General features: G+C 45.2%; 13 protein-coding genes and 1 other RNA gene. All 14 read right to left on the bottom strand.

The window, feature by feature from the left end; genetic code table 11:
* Nucleotides 1-40: 40 nt before the first annotated feature.
* The 14 genes from ssrS to secD all read right to left on the bottom strand — a co-directional run bounded on the left by ssrS (nt 41) and on the right by secD (nt 15,392).
* Nucleotides 41-221, bottom strand: a non-coding RNA gene (ssrS, locus tag EAL2_RS15035) — 6S RNA.
* A gap of 41 nt (nt 222-262) precedes the next feature.
* A complete protein-coding gene (locus EAL2_RS04910) occupies nt 263-715 on the bottom strand; it encodes a SoxR reducing system RseC family protein (protein WP_025435294.1) in 453 nt (150 codons plus the stop codon).
* Nucleotides 716-724: 9 nt separating this feature from the next.
* Nucleotides 725-1,021, bottom strand: coding sequence for a metal-sensitive transcriptional regulator (locus EAL2_RS04905; RefSeq protein WP_025435293.1), 297 nt, complete (start codon nt 1,019-1,021; stop codon nt 725-727).
* 115 nt (nt 1,022-1,136) lie between these two features.
* Entirely contained in the window at nt 1,137-2,915 is a 1,779-nt protein-coding gene (aspS, locus tag EAL2_RS04900) for an aspartate--tRNA ligase (protein ID WP_025435292.1), read from the bottom strand.
* Between the two features lie 25 nt (nt 2,916-2,940).
* Nucleotides 2,941-4,200, bottom strand: a complete 1,260-nt coding sequence (hisS, locus tag EAL2_RS04895) for a histidine--tRNA ligase (protein ID WP_025435291.1) — start codon at nt 4,198-4,200, stop codon at nt 2,941-2,943.
* A complete protein-coding gene (gene hemZ / locus EAL2_RS04890) occupies nt 4,172-5,668 on the bottom strand; it encodes a coproporphyrinogen dehydrogenase HemZ (RefSeq protein ID WP_025435290.1) in 1,497 nt (498 codons plus the stop codon). Before hemZ ends, hisS begins: the two co-directional genes overlap by 29 nt.
* Nucleotides 5,669-5,671: 3 nt before the next feature.
* A complete protein-coding gene (locus EAL2_RS04885) occupies nt 5,672-6,292 on the bottom strand; it encodes an MBL fold metallo-hydrolase (protein ID WP_025435289.1) in 621 nt (206 codons plus the stop codon).
* Nucleotides 6,293-6,306: 14 nt separating this feature from the next.
* Nucleotides 6,307-6,756 (bottom strand): D-aminoacyl-tRNA deacylase, encoded by a 450-nt coding sequence (gene dtd, locus EAL2_RS04880; protein WP_025435288.1) that lies wholly within the window; start codon nt 6,754-6,756, stop codon nt 6,307-6,309.
* 40 nt (nt 6,757-6,796) lie between these two features.
* Nucleotides 6,797-8,995 (bottom strand): RelA/SpoT family protein, encoded by a 2,199-nt coding sequence (locus EAL2_RS04875; RefSeq protein WP_025435287.1) that lies wholly within the window; start codon nt 8,993-8,995, stop codon nt 6,797-6,799.
* Between the two features lie 35 nt (nt 8,996-9,030).
* Nucleotides 9,031-9,549: an adenine phosphoribosyltransferase gene (locus EAL2_RS04870; protein WP_025435286.1), complete on the bottom strand. Its 519-nt coding sequence runs from the start codon at nt 9,547-9,549 to the stop codon at nt 9,031-9,033.
* A gap of 162 nt (nt 9,550-9,711) precedes the next feature.
* Nucleotides 9,712-11,478, bottom strand: a complete 1,767-nt coding sequence (gene recJ, locus EAL2_RS04865) for a single-stranded-DNA-specific exonuclease RecJ (protein WP_025435285.1) — start codon at nt 11,476-11,478, stop codon at nt 9,712-9,714.
* A 29-nt stretch (nt 11,479-11,507) separates the two neighbouring features.
* Nucleotides 11,508-13,175, bottom strand: a complete 1,668-nt coding sequence (locus tag EAL2_RS04860) for an ABC1 kinase family protein (protein ID WP_038602385.1) — start codon at nt 13,173-13,175, stop codon at nt 11,508-11,510.
* A gap of 97 nt (nt 13,176-13,272) precedes the next feature.
* Nucleotides 13,273-14,136, bottom strand: a complete 864-nt coding sequence (gene secF / locus EAL2_RS15705) for a protein translocase subunit SecF (RefSeq protein WP_025435283.1) — start codon at nt 14,134-14,136, stop codon at nt 13,273-13,275.
* Between the two features lie 11 nt (nt 14,137-14,147).
* Complete coding sequence (gene secD, locus EAL2_RS15700; protein WP_025435282.1) at nt 14,148-15,392, bottom strand: protein translocase subunit SecD; 1,245 nt, start codon at nt 15,390-15,392, stop codon at nt 14,148-14,150.
* Nucleotides 15,393-15,401 lie beyond the last annotated feature (9 nt).

Raw genomic sequence — 15,401 nt, 5'->3', positions numbered from 1 at the left:
AGTAGTTTTGTTCACATAAAAAAGGACCCCTTTAAGGAATCCTTCACCCGAAATGCCGCGGCTTTAATAAATTCACACCCGAGATAACTCAGGTGGGTGCCGTGCCGCCATTTTCTGCCTTCCCCTATAAAAAGGGCATGACATACCTTAGCGAACTCTGGCTCCCGTAAAAATAGTGTCGGTTGAATTTAAAGAAAGCCTATCGAACATTCCAGGTGGTTTCTACTATATTATATACCATTTTGCACTTGCTTTAAACCTGCTATTGAATTTTTATTTCCGAGCCTTTTAACACTTCCGTTATGGCAGGATTGTATCCGATAAGCTTTCCTATTTTGTCTTCATTTTTCCTTATAATCAGATACGCTGCGCCTGTCAGCAGCAGCGAAACCATTCCTGCTGCGACCTCTGAATCACCCTTGTATCCAAGCGTACTCAGCGCTGCACTTGCAGAGAGCACCCCTGCTATGAGCACAAGAAGAGGTATGCCGTATGCTATGAAGGCCGCTTTAAGCACATCCGGGTTTTTCATGTCTATGCTGACGAGTTCGCCTACATTCGCATCTACTGTGTTTATGGCTTCGATTTTCACTTTAGAGCTTTCACTTGCCATTCCACAAGCCCCGCATCCTGCGCACGCGGAATGTCTCACTATGCTCACTATGGCCTTGTCAGCAGATTTTTCGACAACAATGCCATTTATACAACTGCTCAATAATCTCACCTACTTCATGAATTTAAGCATGGTATACATAAGCTCGTCTATAACCTTGTCTTTTGCGGCAGTATCAGAGGATTTTTCGATGGTGTCCTTGACACATGTTTTTACATGGTTTTCGAGTATTATTCCTCCCACCTTGTCTATGGCAGACCTGACTGCGGCCACCTGTATCAGTATGTCAACGCAATACTTGCCGTCATTGACCATCCTTTGTATTCCCTTGACCTGGCCTTCTATTCTTCTGAGCCTTTTTATAACCGCTTCCTTGTCGCATTTCGATTTGTCTTCAACTTCTATCATGCCTACCTCCGTTAAGTGTTTTCAATGCCGCTATTTATACAATATTGTACACCATAGGAGTTTTAATTTCAACAAATAGAAAACTCGCAACCTCCGGCTGCGAGTTTTCTGGCGTTTACTCTTTTATTTCTATCTTTATCCCAAGCTCTTCAAGCTGGGCATCCTCTGCATACGAAGGAGCTTCCGTAAGAGGGCATGATGCATTCTGAGTCTTAGGGAATGCTATGACCTGTCTTATATTGTCCTCGCCTGCAAGCAGCATTATAATCCTGTCAAGTCCGAATGCTATGCCACCGTGCGGAGGTGTTCCGTATTTGAATGCGTCTATGAAGAATCCGAACTTGTCTTGCGCATCCTCTTCAGTAAATCCAAGCAGCTTGAACATCTTCTTCTGAAGCTCTTCCTGGAATATCCTTATGCTTCCTCCTCCAAGCTCGAAGCCGTTTAGGACCATGTCGTAGGCCTTGGCACGCATCGAGCCGGGATCTGTTTCGATTTTATCGAAGTCCTCATCCATTGGAGATGTGAAAGGATGGTGCACAGCCACAAGCCTGCCAGCCTCCTCGTCGTACTCAAACAGCGGGAATTCTGTCACCCATGCAAACTCGTAAACTTCTTTGCTTAGCAGTCCCAGGTTTTTGGCTATTTCACACCTGAGCTGTCCAAGCGAGTTGTATACTACGCTGTTTTTATCTGCCACAAAGAAGAGTATGTCTCCTTCCTTGGCATTCATGGCCTGGAGCACGGACTTCATCTCATCCTCGCTGAGGAATTTGGCAACAGGAGAATTTATGCCTTCGGCTCCCCACTTTATCCAGGCAAGTCCCTTGGCGCCGTACGTCTTCACGTAGTCTTCAAGCTTCGTAATGCCCTTCCTTGTGAAATCCTCGGCCCTGCCGCTTATGTTGAGCCCTCTTACGCTTCCGCCGCCCTTTACAGCATCTGCGAACACCTTGAAGCCGCAGTCCTTTACTGCATCGGAAATATCCGTAAGCTCATAGCCGAATCTAAGGTCCGGCTTGTCCGAGCCGTATCTTTCCATGGCCTCTTTGTGCGTTATTCTCCTGAATGGTATTCCTATATCGACTCCAAGGGCTTCCTTGAATATTTTTTGCATCATGGCTTCCATTATGCCCATGATATCTTCTGCTTCCACAAAGCTCATCTCGCAGTCTATCTGTGTGAATTCAGGCTGCCTGTCCGCCCTTAGATCCTCGTCCCTGAAACACTTGACAATCTGGAAATACCTGTCCATGCCCGCCACCATAAGCAGCTGCTTGAAAAGCTGAGGCGACTGCGGCAAAGCATAAAACTTGCCTGTGTTCACCCTGCTTGGCACAAGATAGTCCCTTGCGCCTTCAGGCGTTGGCTTGCCGAGCACAGGTGTTTCTATTTCCAGGAATCCATTTTCAGAAAGGTAATTCCTGACTATTCCTGCAACCTTATGCCTGAGTATGAAGTTTCTTTGCATTGATGGCTTTCTAAGGTCAAGGTATCTGTATTTAAGTCTGAGTGCCTCCGATACGTCATCATCATCCTTTATATATATAGGCGGAGTCTGTGCGCTGTTTAGCACCCTGATTTCCTGGGCGAAAACCTCGATATCCCCAGTTGGCATGTTTGGGTTTTTGGATTCTCTCTCATACACCTTTCCCATTACAGCAATTACATATTCCGAACCAAGCTTTTCTGCCTTGTTGAAGGCCTCAGGCGAAATATCCGTATCAAATACTATCTGCGTTATTCCATCCCTGTCTCTGAGGTCTACAAATATGAGACCTCCCAGGTTTCTTTTCCTCTGGACCCATCCCATGAGTACCACGTCTTCACCTATGTTTGCTTCTCTGAGGCTTCCGCAGTAGTGGGTCCTTTTCAAGCCGCCTAGCGTATCCATTAGAAAATACCTCCTTCAAATATTACTACAGTCTGCTCCTTAGCTCGTCTATAAGACTGCTAAGCTTTATTTGTGTCTGCTCCGAATTGCTCATATCCTTAAGTGTCACCGAGTCGTTTTCAAGTTCATCGTCTCCAAGCACTATCGTATACCTGGCATTTTGCTTGTTGGAATATTTGAACTGGGCCTTCACGCTTCGCTGCATATGGTCCTTGTCTGCAGATATTCCTTTCTTTCTGAGCTGCGAAAGTATCTTTAAGCTTTCAAGCTCAGCCTTTTCACCTATCGCCACTATGAAAATGTCTATACCCTCTGTCAGTGGAAGAGCAATTCCATTGTTTTCTATCGTAAGCAGCAGTCTCTCTATTCCCATTCCAAAGCCTATTCCCGGAGTATTAGGGCCGCCTATCTCCTCCGCAAGCTTGTCGTACCTGCCTCCGCCGCACACTGTGCTTTGGGCTCCTATGTCTTCAGATATTATCTCGAATGCCGTCTTTGTATAGTAGTCAAGTCCCCTTACTATCCTTGGATCCACTTCATAAGGTATCTCCATGTTCTCGAGCGAAAGCTTGAGCTTGTCGAAGTGTTCCTTGCATTCGTCACATATATAATCAATCATCAAAGGTATGTCCTTTATTATGCTCTGACAGCCCTCGTTTTTACAGTCTATAACCCTCATAGGGTTCTTCTCGGATCTTTCTATGCATGTGTGGCAAAGGCCTTCCTTTTTGCTGTCAAGGTAGCTTCTCAGCACCTCGTTGTAATGCTTCCTGCAGCTTGGGCAGCCTACTGAATTTATTCTTGTTACCAGCTTTTGAAGTCCCAGCCTTCCGAAGAATTCAGACGCCAGGGCTATTACCTCTGCATCTATCGTTGGCGACGAGGTTCCAAAGGCCTCCACTCCGAACTGGTGGAATTCCCTGAGCCTGCCTGCCTGCGGTTTTTCATACCTGAAGCAAGGCGTTATATAAAAAAGCTTTGTCGGCTGAGTGTCCGCATAAAGCTTATTCTCAACGAACGACCTGACTACCGGGGCTGTTCCCTCGGGCTTTAGCGTTATGCTTCTTCCGCCGTTGTCCTCGAAAGTGTACATCTCCTTGTTGACTATGTCGGTAGTCTCTCCTATGCTTCGCTTGAAAAGCTCTGTATGTTCAAAAACTGGTGTCCTTATTTCTTTGTATCCAAATACCTCGCACACATCCCTGAACATGTTCTCAAGGTAAACCCATTTGCGCGATTCCTCCGGAAGAACGTCCTTAGTGCCTCTTGGCGCCTGTGTTAGCATTCTTGAAAACCTCCTCTTCTTTTCTTTTTATCATTTCGTCTATTCTTGCAATATAGTGCTGTATATCCTTGACGTTTGGGACTCTTTCGAGCCTGTTTTCATCGTGGTAGACCAGCTTTGATATCCCTCCGGCCCCAACGGCCATAATGGACTGCTGTTCCTCCATTATGTTCATGTTGTATATGCATTCGCAACCGGGCCGTGCATAACCTATGTTTTCAAGGTTTCCCAGCATATACTTCTGCCTGTACATATAGTACGGTACCAGCCCCATGTTCTTGGCATACGTGGCTGAAATATCGACCATCTTCTCCATCTCTTCATAGTCCGCAAGGCTGTGCTCGCCAACCTCACTCCTGAGATTAGACGCCCTTTTTATGGCCATAGTGTGGACGGTGAGGCTCTCCGGTGAAAGCTCTGCTATTCGCTTTAGCGTGGCCTCCACATCGCTCGGCTGCTCACCCGGAAGCCCGAGTATTATGTCCATGTTTATATTGGCAAAGCCCATGCCTCTGGCCATTTTGAAGGCGGCTTCCACGTCTGCCGACGTATGGTTCCTTCCTATGCGCTTTAGAGTAGCATCGTTCATGGTCTGCGGGTTTATGCTTATTCTGTCGATGTCCAAATCCCTAAGAGTTGTCAGCTTCTCCTCGTCGATTGTGTCTACCCTTCCGGCTTCGACGGTGAACTCCTTGACGCCTGAAAAATCAAAGCTGTCTCTTATGGATGTGATAAGCTCCTTTAGCTCGGCCGCGCTGAGCGTCGTTGGCGTGCCGCCTCCTATGTATACGCTTTCGAGTGTCTTGCCCCACCTGCTTACCATTTTGGCGGTCTGCTCTATCTCGTAAATCAGCGTCTTTACATACTCAGCCTTGAGGTGTCCCCACTGCTTGAGCGTATTTGAAGGGAAAGAGCAATATATGCATCTTGTAGGGCAAAATGGTATACTCACGTAAAGTGCTATCTTGCTCTCATCAGGAGGATATATGTATTTTCTCTCCGTAATGGCGATTGCCGTGGCCATACTGGCCTTCTCAGCCGAAAGCTTGTACTTATTCTCCAGCTCGAGATTTATGTCCTCTTCCCCCATGTCATGGTCGAGCAGCTCCTGAACTATCTTGGTGGGTCTAATCCCTGTAAGCACCCCCCAAGGCGGCTTTGTTCCATGTACTCTTGAGAGGAGCTCGTATATGCATCTTTTGGTCAAAATTTTTGACTCCCTTTTTAACATCCGAGAGTCAATAGTGTCTGTCAGCTCAATTTTTTCTGTGTGGCTCTGCTGAATCACTGCGTTTTGAATATAGCTGGCCTTGCAGCCCATGAACTCTTTATCCTCGAAGAACTCCAGCCTCAGCACATCACCGGATTCAGGCAGCCCGCCTGAAAAAGCAAAATCCGTTTCAAAAAGCTTTATCAGCTCGCCAACCTCGTATTCAAATTCACTTTTATCTAAAATCACTTGAAGCATAGTCTAAACCTCATTCATGTATGAATTTCTTTTTTTCTCATTCTTCAGCGTGCTGGCGCTTCCGTGTCCGGGAAGCACTTTGAGATGGTCATCCATGCCCTTTAGTTTTTTGAGGGATTCTTTAAGCTTGCCGTAGTCCCCTCCGAAAAGGTCTGACCTGCCTACCGAGAGAGCAAACAGAGTGTCCCCCGTAAAAAGATATTCGCCGGTTCTTATGCACATTCCGCCCGGCGTATGTCCTGGCGTATGGATTATTTCAAGACTTAAATCTCCTACCTTTATTATGTCGCCTTCTCTTACATATTCATCGGCTTCGATTTCCACATGCTCCACTCCCATGCAGGCAGTCAGGTTTTTTTCCTTGTCGTTTAGCATTTCCTTTTCGAGCTCGTGGGCTATGAATTTAGCTCCTGTCCTGGCTCTTAGCTCGTCTACGGCGCCTATGTGGTCTCCATGGCCGTGAGTTGCTATTATATATTTTAAGTCGATGCCGTTTTCGTCAATTATTTTCATTATCCTGTCTGCGCTGCCGCCCGGGTCTATGACAGCGCCTGCCTTGTTATCGTCCGCAATTATATAGCAGTTAACAGCATATATACCAGCTGGCACTATTTCTATAAACATAAGGCATATCCTCCTTAAAAGCTTCTCTTTGAATCAAGCAGCATTGTAACTGGTCCGTCATTGAGGATGTCGACCATCATGTGAGCGCCGAAGCTTCCGGTCTCCACGTGTATCCCCATCCCCTCCAATTCCTTTACAAAAATCTCATACAGACTGTTTGCGATGTCCGGCTTTGCCGCGTCAGTGAAATTGGGCCTTCTTCCCTTTCTGCAGTCCCCGTACAGTGTAAACTGGGAAACCGCAAGCAGCTCGCCTTTTACATCAAGCAGCGAAAGGTTCATCTTCTCGTTTTCGTCCTCGAATATTCTCAGATTCGATATCTTTTCCGCCAGGTATTTGACATCGTCCTCGGTGTCGTCATGCGTGACTCCAAGCAACACCATAAGCCCCTTGCCTACGCTGCCAATAATCTCATCTTCAACTTTTACACTCGATTTTGTTACCCTTTGAACTACAGCTCTCATATCAAGGCTCCTTATACTGTAATGTTTATTGTTTATTTGCTTAGTTTTCTACCCTGAATACGTCAAGCACTCCAGAGAGATTCTTAATCTTGTTCATTACATTCTTTAACTGTTCCTTATTTTCTATAGGAAGATGTATGGTCATGTTTAGCATTCCATCCTTTGTCGTCCTCGCATTTATGCCGTTGAGCGATATCTTTTCAGCAGCCAGCATCTGCGTTATCTCAGATATGATTCCCTGCCTGTCTACTCCCTTGACTTTTATCTCAGCCTCAAAAGAAGCCGCCTTCTCAAGATCCCACCTAACCTCAAGCAACCTGCCGCTGATCTCCGGGTCTGAGAGGTCTATGCTGGAGCAGTCACTCCTGTGTATAGATACTCCGCGGCCTTTCGTTATAAAGCCCACTATATCATCGCCTGGAAGCGGATTGCAGCACTTTGCAAATCTCACAAGTATATTGCCTACTCCCTTTACTATGACTCCCTGGCCTCTTCCTTTTTCCCTTGGCTGTTGCTCTCTTTCCTTTTCTTGCTTTTCCTGCATACGCTCAAGAATCTCACTGTCTCTTTTGCTCTCGTCCTTTACAGAATCCTTTTCCATCTCTATTTTCAGCTTGCCAATTATCTGAGCCGGCGTTATGCCTCCATAGCCTACAGCTGCGTACATCTCATCTTCATTGGCGTAGTTGAACTTTTTCATGACTGAAGCCACATATTTGTGCTTTAGCCCCTCTGTCTGTGTAATACCGTTTCTTTTGAGCTCACGATCAAACAGCTCCTTGCCTTTTTCTATGTTCTCGGTCCTGTTGGCCTTCCTGAACCATTGCCTTATTTTATTCTTTGCCTGCGTGCTCTTGGCTACATTAAGCCAGTCCCTGCTTGGTCCCGTGCTGTGTCCCGAAGTAACTACGTGCACTATGTTTCCGTTTTTGAGCTTGTAATCGAGCGGAACCATTCTCCCGTCAACCTTGGCTCCTATGCACCTATTGCCCACGTCGGTATGGACTTTGTATGCAAAGTCAATCGGTGTTGAGCCTGCTGGAAGTTCTATGACGTCTCCTTTTGGTGAAAATACAAACACCTGATTTGTGAACAGGTCTATCTTGAGAGCTTCCATGAACTCCCTCGGATCGTTGAGGTCATCCTGCAGCTCCATCATCTGACGAAGCCAGGAAAGCTTCTTGTCAAGGTCGCTCTTATCTGCTCCGGACTTGCCTTCCTTGTACTTCCAGTGAGCAGCTATACCGAGTTCAGCGGTTTTGTTCATCTCGAATGTCCTTATTTGGATCTCGAGCGGACCTCCGTCAAGCCCTACAACCGAAGTGTGCAGCGACTGGTACATGTTCGGCTTTGGCATTGCAATGTAGTCCTTGAAACGGCCTGGGAGCGGCTTCCATATGGTGTGGACAACACCAAGAACAGCGTAGCAGTCCTTAATGCTGTTGACTATTACCCTCACTCCGGTTAGGTCGTATATCTGTTCGAAATTCTTGCCCTGGTAGTGCATCTTCCTGTATATGCTGTAGAAATGCTTAGCCCTGCCGCTTATCTCAAAGTCAACATCAAGCTCGTCTATGTGCTCCCTGAGCATTTCTATGACCTGATGTATATATTCTTCTCTTTCCTTTTTCTTCTTGGCTACCTTATCTACAAGCTCATAGTAGCCTTCCGGATCGAGATATCTGAGGGCAGTATCCTCTAGCTCGAATTTTATCTTTGACATACCAAGCCTGTTTGCTATTGGCGCATATATCTCAATTGTCTCTCTCGCCTTTTCCTGCGCCTTGCTTTCAGACATGTAGTTTAGCGTTCTCATGTTGTGAAGTCTGTCTGCAAGCTTTATGAGCACGACCCTTATGTCTTTCGCCATGGCAATAAACATCTTTCTGATATTTTCAGCCTGGGTCTCTTCTTTAGATTTGTATTCAATCTTTCCGAGTTTTGTAACCCCGTCCACAAGGTCGGCTATTTCCTGCCCGAAGATATTGCTCAAATCTTCATAAGTATATTTTGTATCCTCTATTACGTCGTGCAAAAGGCCGGCAGCTACAGTTACTGTGTCGAGCTGAAGCTCGACAAGTATTTTTGCCACGCTCACAGGATGTATAAAATACTTTTCTCCAGATTTTCTATATTGTCCCACGTGCGCACTTTCAGCAAGGTTGTATGCTTTTATAATGAGCTCCAGATTGCTTTCGGGACTATATTGTTCTATGCTTAGCAACAGATTTTCCAACATAAGAATCACCCTATCCAAATTACTAAAATAATTTATCAGTCGTTGTATTTAATCACGGAATCTACAGCGTATCCTTTCAGCAACTCCCTGGCATTCAGGAATTCAAGCTCTATCAGATACTCGACGGCCACGACCTCTCCGCCGAGCTTTTCAATAAGCTCTATGACTGCCTTTGTAGTTCCGCCAGTAGCCAAAAGATCGTCAACTATAGCCACCTTGGTCCCCGGATGTATGGCGTCCTTGTGTATTTCAAGGCTGTCTTCCCCATACTCAAGATCATAGTCGTAGGACTCCGTCTCCCAAGGAAGCTTGCCCGGCTTTCTTACCGGTACAAAACCGGCTCCTATAGCATACGCCACAGGCGCTCCAAGCAGAAAACCTCTCGCCTCGGGGCCAACAACTATGTCTATGTCCTTGTTCTTTATATTGTTAACAATTGCATCTATAGCATTCCTGAAAGCCTTCCCGTCCTTTAGAAGGGGAGTTATGTCCTTGAAATTTATCCCTTCCTTCGGAAAACCCTCTACCTCTCTTATTGCCTCCTTCAAATCCATTAGTGCTTGTCCTCCCATGTTTGAAGCTGTATTTAGAAAAGCATGACTCGAATGTCATTATTTTACATTACTTAAAAACAGATAATAATACTATTATATCTTTTCATAATAATTTAATCAACATTTTGCAACTCACTCTGTTTTCACAATTGCAATAATAGTCTATCTGAAATCTTTAAGGAGCAACTGGAGGTTTTTTCTGCCCATATATTCATTAACTCCTATGGTATATACAAAATCCATATCCAGGCTGCAGGTGCCCTTTTTGATGATGTCATCGTACACAACATCTCCGAATTTTTGCCTTATAAGTTCTTCAAACTTCTTGGCTCCACCAAAGCAAATGGCATCGATTTTTTCCAAGCAGCCTCGCCTCATGCATGTGAGCTTCAGCACGTTGCAGCTTTTGCCAAGAAGTCTTGCTCCCACGACCCTAATGTTTTTTTCTGCAAATATGGGTGTCGGATTTCCCTTGCCGAAAGGCTCGAGCAGTCTTATATTTTCGAAAAGCTCGAATGACACCTCTTCAATGGACAGGTGCTTGTCTATTCTTATTATGGGTTCAATGTCGTCAAGAGTAAGTCCGCACAGCTCGTTTAGCTTTATTCTCAGTTTTTCTATGTTTTCGCGTTTTATGGAAAGTCCGGCCGCCATGGGGTGGCCTCCGAATCTTTCAATCAGCCCGCTGCATTCAGAGAGCTTTTCGAACATGTTGTACTTTTCAATCGACCTTGCAGAGCCCTTTACCATGTCTTTGCCGTTTGTAAGCACTATTGCAGGCATGTTGTAGGCCTCCTTTATCCTTCCGGCCACTATCCCCGCAATGCTTTCGTGGAGCTGCTCGTCGTATGCAATTATCACCCTGTCATCTCTGCCCCGGGTGCTTTCTATTATCCCTGCTACTCTTTCAACGCCTTTTTCAGTAAGCTGCTTTCTTTCTTCATTGAGTGCTACTAGCCTCTCGGCCAGAGCTCTTGCCTCGTCCTGGTCCTGACAAAGCAGCAGCTCAAGTGCAACAGTTGCACTCTCAAGCCTGCCTGAAGCGTTTATGCATGGCCCTATTACAAATCCCACGTGATAAGTGCCAACATTTGTTTTAACAAGGCCCGCCCTTTCTATGAGCGCATTTAGGCCCTTGTTCTTTGTGCTTCTGAGCATTTCCAGGCCGTGTTTTGCTATTATTCTGTTTTCGCCTACAAGATCTACAACGTCGCATATTGTAGCTATTGCTGCATATTCCATAAACTCGAGGGCTTCTTTTTCGTCGAGTCCAAATTCCTTGTAGAGTGCGAGCGCAAACTTGTACGCTATGGCTCCTGCACAGAGCAGCTTGAATGGATAGTTGCAATCCGGCTGCTTGGGATTTATTATTGCATTTGCATTGGGCAGACAGACATGCTTTTCCCCGCTCTCATCGACCTCATGCGCCACCTCGTGGTGGTCTGTCACTACCACATTCATGCCAAGGCTTCTTGCAAGCTCCACGGGCTCTATTGACGCTATGCCGTTGTCGCATGTTATTATAAGCTCCGTGCCTTCGCTTTTGAGCCTGTATATCGATTCGTTGTTCATGCCGTAGCCTTCAAGCTCCCTGTGAGGTATGTAACAGCTCACGTTTGCTCCACATGTTGAAAGCGCCCTGTAGAATATATAGCTACTCATAACCCCGTCGACATCATAATCTCCATAGACTGTGATTTTTTCGCCCCTTTGTATGGCCTCTTTTGCCAACTGGACGCCCTTTGCCATATCCTTAAACAGGCCAGGGCTATAGAGGTCGTCTGTTGTGGTATTTATGAATCTTTCGATTTCAGCTTCAGTCTTAAAACCCCTGTTTGCCAGTATTTCCAGTATTACCTTGCTGCATTTCATCCTGCTGGAGAGCTTTTCAATGTCGCAAGAGCTTCTTTTCAGCATCCATTTCGCCAAAAAAGATCACATCCATTTCCTTATTTAGACTATTTGTTCCTGTTCCTTGAAAAAAGCATGGAAAACACAAGAAAGAATCCCATGATTGTAGCAATTGAATATCCCAAAAGCCCAATGGCAGGATATCCTTTGATGTCCGGCCCTTTTCCCGATACAATTACAATCGAGGAGCCCACTATTATAGCTGATATTATAAGGCTCGCTGAAAGCCTGTTTGTCATTTTTGAGATTTCCCTTTCGAGCAGAGAAAACCTTATCTCCTCTACAGAAATCCTAATATTGTTCTTCCGTATTCGGTTCAGCATCCACCTTATCTGTTCCGGGATGCTTTTTACGTCCCTTAGTATTGACTCGATGTAATACCTTGTTTCTCTGGCTGATTCCCTGTACCTTTCTATGTCCATGTAGCTTTGTCTTAAGAATTCATCCATCAGCATCGATATTGAAAATTCCGGATAAAGCTTTTTCCCCGTGCCTTCAAGCGTCACTATTGTCTTTGCAAGCATGGTGAAGCCTGTAGGCAGCGCTACTCTGTTTTTTCGTGCAAAGTAGAGGAATTCCCTTATAAGCTCTGTTATGCTTATTCTCTCAAGCGGAGTATTGTAGTAGTAGTAGATGTAGAAGCTAAGGTCCTCCTTGAGCTTTCTGATATTAGAATCAGGGTCGACAGCATCCAGCTGAACCAAACAGTCGACAATGCCGTCTACATTGTTGTCGTTGATTGATGAAAAAATCTGATTTATTAGCTTCTTTGTGTCCTTGTCTATTACGCCTACTATCCCAAAATCCACAAACGCTATCGTGCCCTTGTCGAGCACAAACACATTCCCAGGGTGCAGGTCGGCGTGGAAAAATCCGTAACTAAATACCTGCTTCATAAAAGCCTTTGCTTCTATAAATGCTGCAGTTTTGCAGTCCCAGCCCCTTCTCTTTATCTCATCTACATCGCTTATCTTGACTCCTTCAACCATCTCGAGCGCAAGCACCTTTTTTGATGTGAACTCCCAGTACACCCTTGGTATGTAGATATCCTCGTCGTTCTTGTGGATCTGGGCGAATTTTTCGCAATTTCTGGCCTCAAAATTGTAATCCATCTCCCTTTTTATGCTGGCACTGAATTCGTCAACAATTTCCATATAATTTGTAGCACTTTTTTTGTCTATGCGCTCCTGAAGCAGCTTAGCCACAAAATAGAGTATGTCTGTATCGGAGGATATGACCGCTTCTATGCCGGGCCTTTGCACTTTTACTATTACACGCTTGCCTTTCCTTGTCCTTGCCCTGTGAACCTGGCCTATTGATGCAGCTGCCATTGGGCTTTTCTCGAATTCAAGGAAGGCCTCCTCTATGGTAATTCCCATCTCATTATAGAATATCTCCCCGACCTTTTCAAAACTAAATGCTTCGACATCGTCCTGGAGCTTCGAAAGTTGCTCGATTATTGCATCATCAAGCAAGTCGCCTCTGGTGCTGAGTATCTGGCCTAGCTTTATGAATGTTGGCCCGAGCTCCACAATGGCGCTTTTGATGCGCTCCTCATGAGTCATGTTTTTTATCTCGTCGCTCATGCCGCCCGGGGATCTGTATATGTAGTCGTCTATGTTCATTTTTTCCACGAGGTATGTAAATCCGTATTTCATAAGCACATGGAGTATCTGCCTGTATCTTCTAAGGTTCTTTGGCCTCATGTATAGCATGCTCAAAATTCACACTCCTCGCAAATTATTAATTGCCATATTTAAAGCGATATCAAAAAAGGACAATATATTATATTATATATTGCCCTTTTGGCACTTATGAAAACTTTTGTTTTTGTTTGAAACTCACCCAAACGGGGCTTGCTATGAATATCGACGAGTATGTTCCCACCATTATGCCTGCTATAAGCGGAAGCGTGAACTCCTTTATCGCGTCAACCCCGAAGATGTAGAGCGCGGATATTGTCACTATTGTTGTAAGAGAAGTGTTCATTGTCCTTATTAATGTCTGCTTAATGCTGTCATTGGCAAGGGTTGCGTATTCGCTCTTTTTGTAATTGCCTATGTTTTCCCTTATTCTGTCGAATACTACTATCGTATCGTTTATAGAATATCCCACAACAGTGAGTATTGCTGCTATGAACGTGCTGTTTAGCGGGATTCTAAACAGCGCATAGAAGGCCAGCATGAAAAGCACATCGTGCACAAGCGATACTATTGCTGCCACCCCATAAGAAAGCTCGAATCTGAAGCTTATATATATGAGCATGAATATAGTTGAAACAAACACCGCCAGCATAGCCTTGTTCTTTATCTCGTTGCCCACCGAAGGGCCTATCTGCTCGGCCTTGAGTAGATCTGTGTCTTCAAGATTATATTTTGCCTTGAACGTTTCAAAAAAGCCGTTAATTTTTTGGCTGTCCATATCCTTTATAGTTTTGAGCTGCACAACAGTCTTATCTGCACCCAGCTTGTTTATGGTGATGTTGCTGTCGATTTCCTTCGACATCTCCTTTATCTCTGCAATAGAAACATTCTTGTGCAGATTCATTTCCATTACAGTTCCACCGGTGAAATCAATCCCGTAATTAAAGCCAAACAATAGAGCCGCTATGAGACCTGCCACGATAAACGCTGCAGAGGCTCCAAACCAGATTTTCTTTTTCTCGATAATTTTCATCGTTTATCCCCCTAAGCCCCGAACAGTTTGTTGTTTTTTAGAAATCCTGCATTGGCCAGTGTTTTGAGCAGAAGCTTAGATACTACAACAGCAGTAAACATAGAAGCTACAATACCAAGCATTAGCATTACTGCAAATCCCTTTATAGGGCCGGTTCCGAAATTGTAAAGCACGACTCCCGCTATAAATGTGGTGACGTTGCTGTCTATTATTGTCGTCATAGCCCTTGAAAATCCCGCATCTATAGCCACTCTTAGCGATTTGCCTTTTCCTATTTCCTCTTTTATTCTCTCGAATATTATTACGTTGGCATCTACAGCCATTCCCATCGAAAGAATCAGTGCCGCTATTCCTGGAAGAGTCAGTGTGGCATTCATTCCGACAAAAGAATAGCCTACAATGAGTCCGTATGCAGCAAGCGCTACGGCTGCAACTAGTCCTGGCAGTTTATAGAAGGCCATCATATACACTATAAGTATGGCTATGCCGACCTTTGCACCTAAAAGGCTCATCTTGAGGGCATTTTCACCTAGTGTTGCGGTTATCGTAGAGGTCTGTATCTCCTTAAAGTCAACAGGCAGCGCTCCTGCACGTATGAGGTTTGCCAGCTCCGAGGCACTCTCCACCGTGAAATTGCCTGTTATTGTAGCTTGTCCGTTAGGTATCTTCTCGTTAACGACAGGGCTTGATATTACTTCATTGTCAAGCACTATGAATATTGGTGACTGTGTAGGGGCAAGTTGCTCGGTTGCATCAGCAAAGGCCTTTGCACCTTCAGCGTCGAATTCAAGGGCAACAAGCGGCTCCTTGCTCTGCTGGTCAATTACAACCTCTGATTTTTTGACATTCTTTCCTGTGACTATTACAGTTCCGTCCTGAAGCGCAAACTTAAGCTGGGCTGTCTTGCCTATCATCTCAAGTGCGTCGTTTGCATTCTTAACTCCCGGAAGCTCTATCCTGATTCTCTTTTCGCCTTCTTTTACTATCACAGGCTCCGTAAGGCCAAGTGTATCTATACGCCTTCTGAAGACTTCTATTGTCTGGTCTATTATCTTCTTGAGTTCTTCTCCCTTGGCGTCTGTCTGGGCCTCATACACAACATATACTCCGCCTTTAAGGTCGAGTCCCTGTTTTACCTGATTGCCCAGCGGCGCTATATTAATACCTCCGGCGCTGAATCCGCTCAGAGCCGTATATACTCCAAACGCTATTATTACTACCAAAGCTAAAAATCCGGCAATTCCTCTGTTTTTCATTTTCCTCCC

This window comes from Peptoclostridium acidaminophilum DSM 3953 (assembly GCF_000597865.1).
In the GTDB taxonomy this organism is placed as follows: Bacteria; Bacillota; Clostridia; order Peptostreptococcales; family Peptostreptococcaceae; genus Peptoclostridium_A; species Peptoclostridium_A acidaminophilum.
The sequence above is the reverse complement of the archived record's forward strand: the minus strand, read 5'-3'. Positions and strand labels throughout refer to the sequence as shown.

Excerpts from the sequence above, each read along its gene's own strand:
- EAL2_RS04870 (WP_025435286.1), bottom strand. The coding sequence starts at position 9,549 with ATGGATTTGAAGGAGGCAATAAGAGAGGTAGAGGGTTTTCCGAAGGAA.
- aspS (WP_025435292.1), bottom strand. The coding sequence starts at position 2,915 with ATGGATACGCTAGGCGGCTTGAAAAGGACCCACTACTGCGGAAGCCTC.
- hemZ (WP_025435290.1), bottom strand. The coding sequence starts at position 5,668 with ATGCTTCAAGTGATTTTAGATAAAAGTGAATTTGAATACGAGGTTGGC.
- dtd (WP_025435288.1), bottom strand. The coding sequence starts at position 6,756 with ATGAGAGCTGTAGTTCAAAGGGTAACAAAATCGAGTGTAAAAGTTGAA.
- EAL2_RS04905 (WP_025435293.1), bottom strand. The coding sequence starts at position 1,021 with ATGATAGAAGTTGAAGACAAATCGAAATGCGACAAGGAAGCGGTTATA.
- EAL2_RS04885 (WP_025435289.1), bottom strand. The coding sequence starts at position 6,292 with ATGTTTATAGAAATAGTGCCAGCTGGTATATATGCTGTTAACTGCTAT.
- EAL2_RS04860 (WP_038602385.1), bottom strand. The coding sequence starts at position 13,175 with ATGCTATACATGAGGCCAAAGAACCTTAGAAGATACAGGCAGATACTC.
- secF (WP_025435283.1), bottom strand. The coding sequence starts at position 14,136 with ATGAAAATTATCGAGAAAAAGAAAATCTGGTTTGGAGCCTCTGCAGCG.
- secD (WP_025435282.1), bottom strand. The coding sequence starts at position 15,392 with ATGAAAAACAGAGGAATTGCCGGATTTTTAGCTTTGGTAGTAATAATA.
- EAL2_RS04875 (WP_025435287.1), bottom strand. The coding sequence starts at position 8,995 with ATGTTGGAAAATCTGTTGCTAAGCATAGAACAATATAGTCCCGAAAGC.
- hisS (WP_025435291.1), bottom strand. The coding sequence starts at position 4,200 with ATGCTAACACAGGCGCCAAGAGGCACTAAGGACGTTCTTCCGGAGGAA.